11 protein-coding genes are annotated in these 14,682 nt (G+C 32.8%); all 11 read left to right on the top strand.

Annotation, left to right across the window (positions count from 1 at the left end):
* Positions 1 to 155 precede the first annotated feature (155 nt).
* The 11 genes from C1Y58_RS21045 to C1Y58_RS20995 all read left to right on the top strand — a co-directional run bounded on the left by C1Y58_RS21045 (position 156) and on the right by C1Y58_RS20995 (position 14,653).
* Positions 156 to 1,553: a hypothetical protein gene (locus C1Y58_RS21045; RefSeq protein WP_105618511.1), complete on the top strand. Its 1,398-nt coding sequence runs from the start codon at positions 156 to 158 to the stop codon at positions 1,551 to 1,553.
* A gap of 49 nt (positions 1,554 to 1,602) precedes the next feature.
* Positions 1,603 to 2,682, top strand: a complete 1,080-nt coding sequence (locus tag C1Y58_RS21040) for a phage lytic cycle repressor MrpR family protein (protein WP_105618509.1) — start codon at positions 1,603 to 1,605, stop codon at positions 2,680 to 2,682.
* A gap of 155 nt (positions 2,683 to 2,837) precedes the next feature.
* Positions 2,838 to 3,056, top strand: a complete 219-nt coding sequence (locus tag C1Y58_RS21035; protein WP_105618507.1) for a hypothetical protein — start codon at positions 2,838 to 2,840, stop codon at positions 3,054 to 3,056.
* 195 nt (positions 3,057 to 3,251) lie between these two features.
* A complete protein-coding gene (locus C1Y58_RS21030; protein ID WP_105618505.1) occupies positions 3,252 to 4,436 on the top strand; it encodes a hypothetical protein in 1,185 nt (394 codons plus the stop codon).
* Between the two features lie 259 nt (positions 4,437 to 4,695).
* A complete protein-coding gene (locus C1Y58_RS21025) occupies positions 4,696 to 5,412 on the top strand; it encodes a hypothetical protein (protein WP_105618503.1) in 717 nt (238 codons plus the stop codon).
* 21 nt (positions 5,413 to 5,433) lie between these two features.
* Complete coding sequence (locus tag C1Y58_RS21020; RefSeq protein WP_105618501.1) at positions 5,434 to 6,165, top strand: hypothetical protein; 732 nt, start codon at positions 5,434 to 5,436, stop codon at positions 6,163 to 6,165.
* A 61-nt stretch (positions 6,166 to 6,226) separates the two neighbouring features.
* A complete protein-coding gene (locus tag C1Y58_RS21015; RefSeq protein ID WP_105618498.1) occupies positions 6,227 to 6,676 on the top strand; it encodes a hypothetical protein in 450 nt (149 codons plus the stop codon).
* Positions 6,677 to 6,740: 64 nt separating this feature from the next.
* Positions 6,741 to 7,118: a hypothetical protein gene (locus C1Y58_RS21010; protein WP_105618496.1), complete on the top strand. Its 378-nt coding sequence runs from the start codon at positions 6,741 to 6,743 to the stop codon at positions 7,116 to 7,118.
* An 89-nt stretch (positions 7,119 to 7,207) separates the two neighbouring features.
* Entirely contained in the window at positions 7,208 to 10,753 is a 3,546-nt protein-coding gene (locus C1Y58_RS21005; protein WP_105618494.1) for a coiled-coil domain-containing protein, read from the top strand.
* Between the two features lie 25 nt (positions 10,754 to 10,778).
* Complete coding sequence (locus C1Y58_RS21000; RefSeq protein WP_105618492.1) at positions 10,779 to 11,564, top strand: phage tail domain-containing protein; 786 nt, start codon at positions 10,779 to 10,781, stop codon at positions 11,562 to 11,564.
* A 20-nt stretch (positions 11,565 to 11,584) separates the two neighbouring features.
* A complete protein-coding gene (locus C1Y58_RS20995; protein WP_105618490.1) occupies positions 11,585 to 14,653 on the top strand; it encodes a phage tail protein in 3,069 nt (1,022 codons plus the stop codon).
* The last annotated feature ends 29 nt before the right edge of the window (positions 14,654 to 14,682 follow it).

Here is a 14,682-nt window from a genome sequence, read left to right as displayed (position 1 = left end):
TGCTCACTGAAAAAATAGCCAGAAAAAACTCGAAAATTAGTTATAAAACAAGAGTTATGTCTGTAATTTAAAAGTAATAAATAAAAAACTTGTATTAGTACCTTAGAGTGTTGTATAATTAGCCAGGGGATAAAAATAATTAAGGTGAGGATATTATGAAAGGTAATAGAAATGAATTAGAGGATATAATTTTAGGGATGATTACTCAATATGCCAAGGCAAAAAAGTATAAAAATGTTGTAAGTGAAATTGCGGAATATCTTGAAGAACATCACAAAATGAATATCGGTAGAGTAACGGGATTACTTAACCAAAGTATACCATTATTTTCAGTGTCTGATTATGATTTATATTGTCTAGCAATTGGTCTCAACTGGTTTGAAGAAGAGACTAAAATTGTATTAAATCAATTCTTTACAGTGAATGAAATAGAAGAATATGAGGCTTATGAGATACATGATTTAGGAAAAGAAGAGTATTTCACTGTTGTCTTTCATAACGTCGATGAAATTGGCGAAAATCACTTTATCTCCACAGCAACATCATATGGCTACATTGCTGACTTAGAACAAAATGGTGTCATATTTTATAATGAAGCAACCCAAAGACAAAAGAGAAAAAGAATCAAAAGTAATGTTTTTATTGAAGAACCATACATCTCTAAGAAAGCTGTAAATGAAATCGCAAGAAGTATGGTAGAAGGGCGATTTATATCAAATACCATTTCATTTAATGTTAGACGTATAACTGGTCAAGAAAAGATTAGATACAATGCTTACGAAAGAACATTAACCATTGAGGTGGATAATAAAACAACCTTCTTAGATATACCAGATGGTATGCATCGTTTATTAGGTATGGTAAGGGCTATAGGTAAAAATCCTGAATGCAGTAAAGCTACAACAGTGGTCAACATTTTTCATCATACTGAAGATGAGATTAGAAAATTTATCGTACAGGAATCAAAACGAACCAGCATATCAAAGCGACATATAGAAAAATTAAATCCAGATAATAACTTATGGATGGACTTAGCTAAAAGATTAAATAACTATGGTGGCACAGGTAACATACTTAACAATAATGTAGTTACTGATAAGTCAGAGATTGACCTTTATAAAAAAGTCAATACGACTAAATACATAACATTTAGAACACTATCAATTGCATTAGAAGAAAACTTCTCAAGACACTACAAAGATGCAGGTGATATTCAATTAATACATGATTTTTTAGCTGATTATGGTTTATGCTTTATAGTTGCTAGATTAAAGCGTTTATATCAAGTAGAAGAAGATATTTTATTTTTAGAAGGCATGATTGTTAGTTATATTGCTCTGTTAAGCCAAATATACTCCAGGTGGGATGAAGATGGTAGTGGTGATTGGAAGATAGGATTATTAGAATTCATTAAGTCAAGTCATTTTACCCCTCCATCAAAGAACAATGAGTTTTGGTCTGAACTAGGAGTATTTACTAAAGGGATTAAGCCAACTAATATTAGAAAGATAAGTTATGGAATGAAAGAATATTATAGTAAGCTCAATAGATAAATGGGTTACTAGCTTATATTAAATCTTTAGAAGTGGAATGGTGAATAAAATGAAAGTATGTGATATTTTAAAAAGTATTCGACAAAAAGAATACCAATTTTATAATGAAAATATTAAATATCATTTTCTACAAGAAACATACGACAATAAAGAAGATAATATAAATACAGTAGGATTTTATGCAAGGATTTTAGAAAGAATTGGTAGTAGAGAGAAAAAACTGAATAAAGACCTATATCAATTTACTTACTCTGAAATTATCACATTTTTGCGTAGTCTCAATTACAAATCAAGGGATACTCTTAATGGGGTATTATCCATTATTGTAGGTTATACTGATTTTTGCTTAAAGCATAACTATAAATCTAAAGGTGAATTAAATATTGCTAGATTTAATATTTCCAGTAAGGATTTAGACGAATTAGTTGATGCTATGAATCAAAAATGGAGATTTATTTATAGTCATTATGAACTTGAAGAATTAATTAAAAAATATGCTGTAAATGCCCAAGATGCTGTTATATACGCATTGATTTTTGAAGGATTAAAAGGTGATGATTTCTCAGAGGTTCGTAATCTTAAAAAAAGTGATGTAAATATAGATAATCACACGATTAGACTCAATAGAGATTTTACTATTTATAATACTGATGGAAAAATAATAGGGAAGGAGAATAAAGAAATAGATATAGAAGTTTCAGATTTTACAATGGACATTATTTTAGATGCTATAGATCAAACAGATTACATGACAGTTAACTTAAAAAGTACAGATTTAAAGAGAACTAACAAATATGAAGCAAAAACATTATCAGATACAGATTATGTATTAAGAGTATCTGGTACTACAAAGCCAAATAAACCTGTAGGTAAGGCAGTTCTGAATAGAAGAACTAAACAAGTTGCTGAACTTGCAGAAAAACCTTCAATTACCCCTACTACTATTCACTTTAGCGGTGCTTCTTCTTATGTAAACGCCTTATTAGAGGATTATAAATTAGATCAACCTACAACTGAAATATTTAAGGAAGCTTGTCTAAGATATGGCTTGACTCCAGAATATACTTGGCATAGGTTAAAAAGGATCTGGACATATATTCAAGAAGTTGATAGTGTAGGTGCACAGTAAAGTAGAAGGGGTATTTCCTTCTGCTTTATTAAATAATAAATAAAAAACAGTGATTTATAAAAATTATTGAAAAGTTGTTTTAAAATGTGATCAAATATGTTATAATAACGTAACGAACATATGTTTGGTTTGTTCGGAGGAGGTTTTAGATATATATGCAAAAGAGAAGGAAGCAACTGTTGGAACAATTATTAAAGCAAAAAATCTCAGATGACGAATATGAAGGTATCGAAACACTAATGATTAAAAATGGATGGGGTATTGAGGAGTTAATTAACGTACATAAAAGCAGTAAAATAGATAGACACATACTATATTACATAACAATACCATATAGTAAATTAATCAAACGTTATGGTATATCGGATAATTAAAAGAACAAGAAACATTACATATTAAATAAAAACTACATATTGAGTATTCTAAGTCAGCAGTTTTTATTTTAGAAAATAAAATAATAAATAAAAATTGACATCTCAATAACATGTATATTATAATGAGCAATACAATTAAGTTCATCAAACAACTTAATCAAAAAATTTTTAAAATCACAAATAAGGAGAGGAGATATGACATATTCAAACAAATCATTTAAAGGGAAGTTAGCGAACAGTTCAATTTATGATTTCAGTAATCAATTAGACTATTCAAAAATAACACAAGAAGAGCGATTAGGATTTTTACAGATTTTGCTAGAAGGCGGAAATGGATCCCCCCATCCATACTTTTTAGAGTATTTCGATCAAGAGGTTAATGATCAAAAGAAGGAAGCTTATTTTAAAGTCAACTTAGATAAAACAGATTATCTATCTCAGGATACAAATGTATGCAGGCAACTAGAGAAGATGGCTGATTACCTTTTATTCGCATCCGATGCAAAGCCATTAGTAAAAAAGGCAGACTATAAATTTTATGGCGACGTGGAGTTTAAAAGAAAGATGTTTAGAGAGCAATCCTTAGAAGAAATCTCAAGCAAAATGTCTGCTGCAACAGGCGCAGAGTGTAGTAATGATCTAATAGGCGAGGTAATTGATTATCTAATGACAGAAAAACATAACTATAAGTTATCTAATAAGCAAAAAATTGTACCAGAGGATTTAGAAAATGAAGAACTACAACCTATACGGGAGTATGAAGATTTTATTAACTGTTTAAAAGAGAAAATAAAGAAAATAGAGGAAGAGGGAGGGGATAAGAAACTAATTTACCTCTTAAGAAAACATATGACATTGTGTAGACAAGATCAGATAATCCTCAAAGACAGTATTAAAGGGACTATCTACTTCAAGTATATTCATGAAAATTGTGGAGAGGTAGATTATCTTACCCATTTCAATTTTTCTGATGCTAAGCATGTTAGAGCATTATTAAAATATGGTCCTAAAAAGATGCCACAATCTGATTTGGGACATATACTATTTGATTTAGAGCAATTACTAGCTCATGTAAAACTATCAAAAAGGGATAAAGAAATATTACGACACTGGAGAGAAAAAGATAGCACTGAGAAAATCATAGCAAATGCTTTAGGTATGCAACAGCCCAATGTCAGTAGAACCCTAACATCAATTGCATCAAGGGTAGTGAAGATATATCAAGAAAAGCATACAGAATGGCTTTACTTAAACTGTCGTAAAGGGACTTATAAGACATGCACCAAGTGTGGCAAGACTAAGCTTATTCAGATGTTTAACAAGCAAAAAACAGGTAAGTATGGGGTTAATAGTGTATGCAAAACCTGCAGAACAAAATAATAAATAAAAATTTATCATAACTCAATATAAAAATCCTTTTTTGCCCTATATATGTATGTAAGGAGTAATTAAAGATTATATATACAATAGTAACATGGCATGAGGAATTTTGGGTGGGTTTAAGTGTGTAGCTCTGTTTCCCCCTTATTAACACAGAGCGGGGTTCCTCCTGTTTGTCTTTAGTTATGACTGACGAATAATTAAGAAGGTGATGTAAGGTGTTTGAAAAGTATAACATGATGTTTCAAGAGGCAAAGTCATGAAAGTGGATTATAGTACCCATTTATTATTAAGAGAGCCAATTAGTATTAAAGAAGTTGGAGAAGTGCATCAGCCTCTTGTAAAAGAGATTCTACATATAGGTGAAGAAAAATTAGATGAGTATATAAAAGTATTATCCTTATCTAAAGAACATATAGGGAATATGAATGAGGTTGAATTAAGGCGCATGACTAATTTTGATTTAGTGTTCTTAATAACAGATCAATATTTTAGAAGTACAATAATAGAAGCTCTTGAATTTTTTACTCAACAAAAAGTGTGTTTTCTTAAAGAAGTTCATTTTATTTCAGTTGGTAAACAAGGACGTTTAAATGGAGAAAACTATGATGAATTTGTAGATATCGTCTTAGAAATGCTCTGTAGGGGAAGAGCTCAACCGGATCATCAAAGAACCAAAAAAATGAGTGGAAAGCAAAGAAGTATTTATAATAAGATCATGAAATATAGAAGATTAAAGCAAAAGAAGGACAAGTTTCAGCTAGTGGATATCATCAATATCGTTAAGCATGGCGGTCCAAATTTTCTTACTCGAGAACAAATAAAAAAGATGACTTATTATGAATTGATGAAATGCTTTGAGATGATCATATCAAAAGATAATTATGATGAGTATCTCAGATATAAGACATCACCAAATTACAAAGTGGAAGAAAGTGTCCAACACTGGACAATTTCAATAAAAAATAATAAATAAAAATGAAAAGGAGAATTTACTATGAATTATGCGATTAAAGATGCTTCAGATGTACAATTATTAAGAAGAAATGCGGATGGTACAAAGACTCCGGTCCTATTTTCTGACTATGCAAACTCTACAACATTAGAGTTTACTTCAGATCGTGTGTTTGCAACTGCAAAGGGAGTTAATAAAGTTGCATTCGACAACAATAAGTCTGGTACATTCGCATTAGAGATGCAGGTATTTGAACTTAAATGGTTATCCATCTTATTAGGTGCAGATGAAAATAGTGGTGCAACAAAAGAGATTGCTAAGAGAGAAGTTTTAGCTGTTGCTGATAATAAGGTAACGTTAAAGACAGCTCCAAAAGCAGGTACAGTAGCAGTATTTAAAGTAGATGTGGATAATAGAAGTCATCTTGAAGAGGTAACTCCAGGTAGTGTAACAGGTTTGGATTTAGATTTAACAGCTGCAGCTTTAGCAAACGATACAAAAGTAGTGGTTTATTACTTAACTGAACAAGCTAATTCTAAGTCTTTCATTATCACTGACTCTAATTTTGCAGATAATTACGGTATCTATGGTGATACAATGCTTACTAGTGAAATGGGAGTTGATCAATTTATTCAATTTAGACTTCCTAACTGTAGACCACAAGGTAACTTTAGTGTATCCTTCTCAGCATCAGATGTTGCTACAATCTCAGCTACATTTGATATCTTATCTGATGAACACGGGGACATGTGTGAGTTTACATATATCCAGTAATAGAATAAAGGAGGGCTTCCTCCTTTTTCTAAACTTAAATTAATAGTTGAGGAGAATTCTAATGGAAAGAGTAAATATAACAGATTTAAAAAGGATAACAATTAGAAAAACAATACTAAACGGTGAATATCCTATTGAGATTTATAATCCAACTACAGAACAGCAAGAAAAAATCTTAAAAATTCTCTTAGAAAGCTATCAACCAGAATCCAAAGTACTTACAATTTCTGAATTAGATGTTCTAAAAATTCTTATTCCCATGTTAACAAATATCTATATCGATACGGAGGAAGATGACATCGTCAACGCTATTTTAGAGGATCCATCAGAAATGTTGTTAGAGGTACAGAGTGAACTATCGGATATCGTAGGTAGTATATCAAGAAGATTTGTTAAAATGATGAATACTCTAAATAAACTACCAGAACACGATGTAAAAAAAGTACTTGGTACAAATGCAGAGAAGCGTATTATTACATTATCTGAAGAACTAGAAAAACAAGAGAGATAAAGGGATATTATAACTATTATATTATAAAGAGCATCATAGGTATTGAGGAGTTGGTGAAGGATACATGACTTTAAGTAATGGGCAATGTGCAGTTCAACCTTTATTAGATGCACGATTTAATGATATAGAGAAGAGAATAGATAATTTTGAGAAAACAAATGAGTTGGTGATTGAAATAAAAACGACTATGACAGCTATGACTAAACAATTAGAATCTCAAGTCGAAACACTAGAAAACATTAATAAGAATATGACCAACTTAAACCTACAGCAAGAAAAGATAAGTATGCAAATGGATATACACCATGATCGAATCATGAAATTAGAACAAGAAAACGAAAATACCAAAATTGATATAAATAAAATGATTAAAGATTTTATTATAAAAACGATCATACCTATAGGCATTATGTATGTAATTTTTAGATTAACCAATCAATAATAAGGGAAGATACTTGAAGAAAAAGTAGCTTCCCCTTTTTTTTTGTTATATAGATATCAAAGATAAGATATCGGAAGGGGTGATTGATAATGCAAGATAATGATAATATGAAAGTTCATGTAAATGTAGAATTTGATTCTCCCAAAATGGTAGAGGCACAATTAGAGTCAATTATAAAAGATCTATCTGACAAAGCAGAGATAGACCTTTCGTTTAAATCAAATGGAATTGATAAAGAACTTGAGAAAGCCAGTAAAAAACAAGCAAAGTTCAAACTAGGCGTTGATGTAACCACTGTTGCTTTGGAAACACTGAGTGTAGTCCTAGATGATAATCTCAATATGATGGATAAGTGGTCTGTTGCTGTAGATGGTGTTGGGAATGCTCTATTAATGACAGGTAATGCCTATGCAATGATAGCTGGTGTTGTTTTAAAAGCAGGTAGTATTATCGTTGACCAAATAAATAAAGAAAAGAAAGCACTTGATGAACTTAAGGAAAGTGCAAAAGGAAATATTCAGACGATCGGTGGACAGATGCAAGCAGTCTCTGATTTAGGATCAGAATATGATTATTTAGTTCAAAAAGCTAATCGCTTGGGAGGGGCTGCAGCATTACCACAGGATGAGCAGGAAAGATATTATGAACTGATGCAAGAGATATCGACTTTGATGCCTGATCTCTATATGGGACCTGATGAGCAAGGTAGAGCAATGATTGATACAACAGTCTCAAGCCAAGAAATGATTGATATGCTAAAAGAGCGCCTTGAGGTAGAGAAAGAACTGTATGAGCTTCAGAAAAAAGATGATATTAAAGATAAGCAAGGGCAGATAGAAGATAACAAAGATGAAATCAAGGATAAAGAAGACTATATAGAATTATTGAATCAGGATATAAACTCAATGCAAAAACGAGGCGTTTCTGTAGATGGTGAAGATATGGAATCGGAGCTATTGAGAGAAAAAATATATCAATTAGAAAAAAATAAAGAAAGTGTAGCGTCATTATATAAAGAAAACGAAGACCTACAAGTATCCATAGACCGACTAAATGGCATTACGAAAAATGGAACAGATATTAATAAAGAATATGCCATGTCACAAGAAGAAATGAAGAGATCTTTTGAAGAAGGAAGAAATGGTTTCGCTAATAGTACAGATCAATTAAAAGAATATAAAGGGTACCTTGAAGAGTTGAATAACAATGGTACTATTTCCTCTGATGGTTTAACAAGTATCTTAGAAGATTACCCTGACTATATCGCTTATATGGATGATGACCAAGCTCAAAAGGAACAATTGCAAGCTATTATTAAAGAGCTAGAAACTACACAAGCTGAATCATTAAGGGGAATGATGGAATCAAGTGAAGTTTATTATGCTCAAAGAGTAAAGGGCAACTGGGAAGTTATCAAAGAATTAAGAAATGGTTATGATGCAAATCTTCAGGATGCTAAGAATCTAGCTGAAGCAAAAATAAGAGTTGAAGAAGCTTTGTTGCAGCACTTATCCAATAAATGGGGTGAGTACTTTGATGCAGATCAAGGTTTAACTGAAGAATGGCAAAATCTAATGGAGGAAGCACCCAACAAAGGTATACGGATATACGATGAATATAAAAAAAGTGTAGAAGAAGTACAAGACACCTTCAATAATTTTACCAAGGATGATGTTTCAGAAGCTCTTGCAAATATTTCATTAGATGGTATGGATTCAAATGGCAGTGGCTATCAACAATCACTTAAAGCTATAAGGCATTTAGTAGATGTCTTTGCAGAACTGGACCTGCAGATCAAAAATAATGAAAATGCCCAGAAAGACCTACAAAGCATAATGCAGGATTTGCCAGAGCACAGTACAAGACGGATAGAACTCCTTGAAAAAGAAAATGATCTTTTACGTGAGAACCAGAACCTACTTCATGGGTCAGCAGAGCAATACCGTTCTATCAAGGCAGATAGTAAAGGAGAGTTAGTAGATTTAGGCGTTGAATTTATTGATGATAAAGATATTGACTTTGAAAGCTATAATCAAAAAGTAAAAGATCTGAATAAGCAACTTTTAACTGCTGAAGGTGATAAAAAAAGTATACTTTCAGATAAGCTAAATCAATTAGAAACTTCCCTTAAGGATTATATAACTGCTGAAACAGAAATAACAGGATTCCAACAACAATGGTGGGATGATTATAGAGCCATAAAGGAAAATGAGTTCGAATCCAAGTTAGTGGAAATAAAAGGTTATGACCAACAACTGTCAGATATAAAGCATGAAATGGATCTAATGGGTGAAATCGATTCTTATGATGAGCAAAGGAATAGTGCTAAGCTTTTTAATAAGCAACAACAAACCTTAGCCCAGCAATTGCAAGTTGTCACACAAACAATGATGGAATATGAAAACCAGTTAAATGCTTTAAATGAAGAGACCGATGAGGGTGCTAAGAAAGGAGCTATTCTTAGAGGTCAAATTGAAGAGCTTGATGGAATGCAATCGGAAATTGAGTTAACTATTGCACAGAATTATGAAGCTGAGAAGGAGCGCATGATCAATACTGTCAAAGAAGTGGAAGACACCATTATTGAGATAGTTGAACAGCGTATAGAAGATCAAGAAAAAGAAGAAAACAAAGCTCATGAAGAAGAACTTGCAAGGTTAGAAGAGAAAAAAGAAAAGTGGGAAGAATATTACGATTCACGCTTAAATGCCTTAAAGGAAGAACAAGAAGAGATCGATCATGAGAATAACATGGCTGAACTATTAGAGGAGAAAAGTAGGTTACAGCAAGAAATCAATAAATTATCACTAGACGACTCTATAGAAGCCAAAGCAAAACAACAGGAATTATCTGAAGAATTATCTGCATTAGAAAAAGATATTGCTCAAGAAAACCGCGATTATGAATTTAGTCAACTTGAAGAGCAAATAGAAAAAGAGAAAGAAGAGAAGTTAAAGTCTATCGAACTCCTTGAACAAGAGGAGAATGACAGACATGAGCAAGAGCTAGAGAATCTTGAGAAAGCAAAAGAAAAAGAAGCTCTCTATGCAGAAGCTCATAAAATACTTATGACTCAGACCCATGATGAGATAGCAGCTATGATTTCAGCCCATCAAGATCGATTAGGAGAAGGTTTCTCCATTATTGGTGACCAAATTAAAGACGGTATCGTAGCCCAACTAGAAGCAGCATTGGATATTATGGAACAAATGAATTTTGGAGTCGATAACAAGCAAATTGGAGCAGAGATTAATAATAACTCTTCCACCCTCATCAGACCAATAGAGTTTCAAGGAATGAGTGACGAAGATTATCAAGACTATGTTAACAATAAATTGACTTGGTATCTAGGTGGTGAAGATTATAAAGAGATTACAGCCCGGCTTAATAGAGAGCTAAGGAACGAGTATGGTATAGGTGATGATAACTATACCTATTTTGATTTAGTTAATCTCGGTAGTACAGGAGAGAAAATCACATCATCAAATATTCAAGGCATAAGTATTGATAATCTTCTAAGGATTGACGGAGATGTTGGGGCAGCTGAATTAGAAATATTACAAGATGAAGTTGATATAGCGCTCAAAAAATTAGAAGATGAGTTAATCAAAAATGGTATTTATAGACCCATTTAATTTGGGCTTTTATGGAGGTGAATAAATGTTTACAGGAAAAATTAGTCTTGGAGAGATTGATCTATACAGTGAATTTGATCTGGTAGCCGTAGAATTAGGTGGTGGTATGTCAGAAAGTCATTTTGGCATTACACAAAAGGTGATTGAAGAAACAAGCTCAGAGTTAGACATACCCCACTTTTTTGGTTTAGATAGACAGCCATTTTCATTCACATTAAGCTTTGCAAGAGTCAATAATAAGAAGTGGGATTATGATACTAAATTAAAATTCGCAAAGCTAATATCCACTCCATACTATCAGGAATTGAAATCAGCTGAATACCCACAAGTTGTTTATCATGTGATATGTGTTGATGTACCTAAAAAAGTAATGAATGGTATAGATCAAGGCTATATCACTTTAAAGTTTAGGACAGATGCACCCTGGGGCTGGAGTCCTTCAACAGTTATCACAAAAGTAATAACAGGAGCTAGCGATGGAGCACCATACACCTTTGAGCTAGAGAATAAAAGTAACATTTTACAATGGTATTATCCTGAAGTGGAGTTTATCGTTGATGGCACAGAGATAAAAATATCCAATAACAAAGATTCTGATAGAGAGTTTAAAATTACAGGGCTATATGACAGAGAAGTTATCTATGTCAATAACCAGACAAAAAAAGTAATAGGTGATCAACCTTATCCTTTAAACTACCGTTTAAATAATTTTAATAAGAATTGGTTGAGGTTAAGGTATGGTGTTAATAAAATTAGTGTCTACAGGGATTGTACAGTTACATTCAAAATGCAATATCCAGTAGGAATTTAAAGTAGAAGGGAGGTTGTAAGGTGTCAGAATATATCCCATTTAATTTAATTGAATCATATAAAAAAGAAGACCCTATACAATTAGATATAACCTTGTGTAAACCAGATTACAATCGAACACCTTTACAGGTACTTTCAACTGCGTATAAGAAAGAGTTATCTAAGAGGTTTGGATCAGTTGATGAAATGAAGTTCCAAGTACCTCGTACAATTGATGGTACAGCCAATGAGGATTATGACTTAATAAAAGGTGATCTGGTCTTACTTGTTGAGTTTGATGGTCAAAAGCAATATTTTATAGTCACAGAATGTGCTGAATCTGTGGATAAAAAGGTAATACATAAGAATGTAGTAGCATACTCTTATGAATTTATTTTTTCTAATAAGTTAATTCGAGGATGGAATGAAGGGCAGCAACCATTATCTTATATTATGAACTATGTCATTTCTCTTTTTCCAAGTTGGCAGTTAGGTATTACTGAACCAGATTTAATGACCATAGAGCGAACTATGGATGTTGCAGAGCAAACTGTTTTAGAGTTCTTAATAGATATACAAAAAAAATACCTCTGTATTTTTGAATTTGATACTATTAATCGGACTATTGATATTAGAAAATTAGAGAATATAGGTAAGAATAAGGGATTTGTCATAAGTGAACGAAACTATGCCAGGTCAATAGACATAACTCCTAATTTTCAAGAAGTGGTAACAAGATTAAGATGCTATGGTAAAGATAATTTAAGTATCAATGGTCTAAATCCTACTGGTCAACCTTATCTTGAGACCTATGAATATTTTCAAGATGGTTTTAAGCGAGTTTCAGATGGCAGCGAGGGCTGGCAGATAATTGGCCATTCAGACTATATGTCAGATGGTCTATGTATGGCTTTATTAGATTATCAAGTGGTGATTAATAATAACTCTAGTACGCTGAGTACCAAGATTGATGAGTTAGCAACATTACAAGAAGAGTTAGATCGCTTACTATACGCTTCTGAAAGCAGCGACAAAGGTCTCGAAGTCTTAAAGACAGAGTTGAATGGAATCCAATTACAAATTGATGCTTTAATTAGATCAGGTGCTTCAGACCTATCATCATTAAAGAGCAAAGAAACAGAGTTATTAAACAAAATCAATACGAAGCAGACACAGGTTGATAATCAGCAAGCATTAGTAGAGGCTAAGGATAAAGAAATTCTAGATCTAAAAGAGTTAATGAAAGTAGAGAATAACCTGACTGAAGATCAAATTAAAGAACTTGATATGTTTACTCGAGAAAAAACATGGTCAGATTCAGCCTATGTCGATGTAAATGATCTTTATGAAGAAGGTCAGAAGCTACTGCTTAAGATGGCGCAGCCAGCTATTCAATTTTCAGTAGATGTCATTAACTTTTTAAAATGCTTAGATCGTAGTGAAGATTGGGAATACGTAACCACAGGGCTAGGGGACGTCATCACCATTGAATCCGATAATCTTAATGCATCATTTGAAGCCAGACTAGTTGAATATACATTTTCAGAGACAAGTAACACTCTAACCATGAATTTTTCCAATAAAGGTTCTTTTGATGATCCTAGCGTATACCTGAAAGACTTATTAAAAGAGAGCATTTCAACAAGCACTACCCTTAGTATGGAGAAGACCAAATACGGTAAGTACTCTGAGGAAAGAACAGAGTTTATAGACTTTATTGAAGGCAGGCTAGATCTCTCTAAGAAGAGAGCATTTGCAGGGGTAGACCAAGAAGTTGTTATTGATGAAAGAGGGATTCTACTAACGGATACAAGTGATATTGATAGACAGGTCAAGTTAATAGGTGATCTCATAGCTTTCACCAATGATGGCTGGAATACATCTGGTACTGCAATTAGCTCCGAAGGGGTAGTAGGTGAAGCGATCTATGGTAAGGTACTTGCAGGGGCTAATTTAACCATAGAGAACACAAGTGGTACATTTGAAGTGGATCAGAATGGCGTAACCATCCACGGTGCGAATCTAACGATAACAAATGGATTACCAACCAGTGAATTATCAGGTGAAAACTTGTTAATGGATAACGCATCTTATAATGGTGTTAAAATTAATTCTACTGATGGTATCACAGTTAGAACCAATGATGCAGATATCACTGGCACAATTAAAACATCATTAAATGCCTCAGAAGGCATTAAAATTCAATACCATAATGGATCAGGATGGCTAGATAGATTTAAAGTAGATAGCTCCACAGGTGACCTTATAGCCCACAATATGCAATTAAAAGGTGGTCAAGTAATTAATAGTAGTGGAAAAGCTGTTATAGATTTAGATAATGGGGTATTGAATTGGGATGAATTAACTATTGATGGTAAGATTAAAGCTACAGAAATTGAGGACTTAGTTGTTGGAGATAATGTTACAATGGGTGCAAATGCCACCATCTCTTGGAATAAGATAACCAGTAAACCTTCAATTAATAATTATAGTGATTCAGATGCAATAAACGCTATAGAAAGTACATATATAGATGGAAGTAGTGTATGGACTATTGATGTATATGCTCAAAATATTCAAGGTAATTATATTACAGGTAAGACAGTACGTACATCAAGCTCTGGAAAAAGAATCGAAATGACATCTGGAAACGATATTGAATTCTATTCAGAGACAGGAAATCTTGCAGGTATGATCGATTATGACATTGGTGGTGCAGGAACAGAAGAAGAAGAGGCGAAAAGGATATTCCTAAGAACGAACTCTGGATATGCACTTAAATTAGAATCTGCTGAAGGGTTGTCTATAGAATCGAAATCAGGTTCTATATGGTTACAAGCACCTACTGGAACGGCATATATTAATGGTAGTAAAATCCTTACTACTGCATCAGGTTCTGGAGTTAAAGGTGGCTCAAGTACTTTTGTAGGTAATGGTGGAGAAAGAACAATTGCACATGGTCTAGGAAGTTCGCCAACAGCAGTATCTGCAATGCCAAAAGCTAACCCTAATGGTTATCTAGGAGAAGTATGGATTAGATATGATTCTACTAATATATATGTTGGTAACACAGGGAGTTATACAGGTGCATTGGTGTGGATGGCTTCATAAAAATAATAATAAAACTTATACTTGATTTA

It is taken from the genome of Vallitalea okinawensis (assembly GCF_002964605.1).
GTDB lineage: Bacteria > Bacillota > Clostridia > Lachnospirales > PQDH01 > Vallitalea_A > Vallitalea_A okinawensis.
The sequence above is the reverse complement of the archived record's forward strand: the minus strand, read 5'-3'. Positions and strand labels throughout refer to the sequence as shown.

Coding starts and splice junctions, on each gene's coding strand:
- C1Y58_RS21045 (WP_105618511.1), top strand. CDS start 156: ATGAAAGGTAATAGAAATGAATTAGAGGATATAATTTTAGGGATGATT.
- C1Y58_RS21040 (WP_105618509.1), top strand. CDS start 1,603: ATGAAAGTATGTGATATTTTAAAAAGTATTCGACAAAAAGAATACCAA.
- C1Y58_RS21035 (WP_105618507.1), top strand. CDS start 2,838: ATGCAAAAGAGAAGGAAGCAACTGTTGGAACAATTATTAAAGCAAAAA.
- C1Y58_RS21030 (WP_105618505.1), top strand. CDS start 3,252: ATGACATATTCAAACAAATCATTTAAAGGGAAGTTAGCGAACAGTTCA.
- C1Y58_RS21025 (WP_105618503.1), top strand. CDS start 4,696: ATGAAAGTGGATTATAGTACCCATTTATTATTAAGAGAGCCAATTAGT.
- C1Y58_RS21020 (WP_105618501.1), top strand. CDS start 5,434: ATGAATTATGCGATTAAAGATGCTTCAGATGTACAATTATTAAGAAGA.
- C1Y58_RS21015 (WP_105618498.1), top strand. CDS start 6,227: ATGGAAAGAGTAAATATAACAGATTTAAAAAGGATAACAATTAGAAAA.
- C1Y58_RS21010 (WP_105618496.1), top strand. CDS start 6,741: ATGACTTTAAGTAATGGGCAATGTGCAGTTCAACCTTTATTAGATGCA.
- C1Y58_RS21005 (WP_105618494.1), top strand. CDS start 7,208: ATGCAAGATAATGATAATATGAAAGTTCATGTAAATGTAGAATTTGAT.
- C1Y58_RS21000 (WP_105618492.1), top strand. CDS start 10,779: ATGTTTACAGGAAAAATTAGTCTTGGAGAGATTGATCTATACAGTGAA.